Raw genomic sequence first — 1,177 nt, 5'->3', positions numbered from 1 at the left:
TAATGCCGATCGGTTAAGAACACTTGAACGATCCTGCAGATGAATGATAATCCCTACCAGTATTCTGGTAGGGATTTTTTTATGTTTGCGCAAGAGCTTGAGTTAGTTCATGAGTCAGTAGAAGAAAGTGGAGATTATGCTTCTGTAATGGAGGCTATCGATTCACAGTGGATAGAACAATCATTACTTTCAGCCAACAAGGCAAGTATCCGTAATCGTCGTTTGCCTGCGCAGCAAGCCGTCTGGCTCGTGCTGTGGATGGGATTAATCCGTAATCAATCCATAAAAGAAGTCTGCAGCTCAATGGATATCGCACTTCAACCCGGCAATAACTGCTGGTCTCGTGTCGCGCCGAGTGTGCTAACAGATTGTCGGCGACGCTTAGGTGAAGCCCCTATGGCGTACTTATTTAAATCAACAACCTCAGCTTGGCTTGAACAAGCATTGGGGAGCAATAATGCACTCGGCCTCACGACTCTCGCCGTTGATGGCACTGTGTTTCGCTGCCAGGACTCTGAAGAAAATGCCAATGAGTTTGGTTTTATTTCAAAAACACACAAACCTTACCCCCAGCTTCGACTTGTCAGCCTGATATCGACAGAAACCAGAATGGTATTGGGCGCGGCTTTTGATGGCTGTCACGTAGGCGAAATTACGCTGGCTCAACGCATAGTTCAAGACGCTTCAGATAACTCTTTAACGTTATTTGACCGCTGTTATTTCTCAGCTGACTTATTGCTAAACTGGCAATCAGCAGGGACTCAGCGACACTGGTTGACACCTGTAAAGTCAAAAATGCGCTATGAGGTGGTTGAAGAATTTGCGAATAATGACTTGCTCATCGATATGCCAGTCTCACCACAGGCGAGAAAGAAAAAYCCAGAGCTTCCTGAAACATGGCGGGCACGTTTTATCGCTTATCAAGCGCCCAAAGGTGAAATAAAAGGCTTCGTCACCTCATTGACTGATCCTGTTCGCTATCCGCTGGATAAGTTACTTAATATTTACTGGCAACGCTGGGAAATAGAAGAAGGATACGGTGAACTTAAGCAAACCCAACTGCAAAGTAAGGTGACATTACGCAGCAGATTTGCAGAAGGAGTAAGGCAAGAACTGTGGGGCGTGCTTACCGCTTATAATCTCGTCCGTTTAGAGATGGTGGCGATAGCAAAAGAGG

1 protein-coding gene is annotated in these 1,177 nt (G+C 45.9%); it reads left to right on the top strand.

Going from position 1 to position 1,177, the window contains the following annotated elements; translation table 11 throughout:
• Nucleotides 1-81 precede the first annotated feature (81 nt).
• Nucleotides 82-1,177 (top strand): IS4 family transposase (locus tag BM739_RS19800; RefSeq protein WP_083698243.1); only part of this gene is annotated, 1,096 nt, incomplete at its 3' end.

The sequence above is a fragment of the Shewanella sp. UCD-KL21 genome (assembly GCF_001957135.1).
Lineage (GTDB): Bacteria > Pseudomonadota > Gammaproteobacteria > Enterobacterales > Shewanellaceae > Shewanella.
The sequence above is the reverse complement of the archived record's forward strand: the minus strand, read 5'-3'. Positions and strand labels throughout refer to the sequence as shown.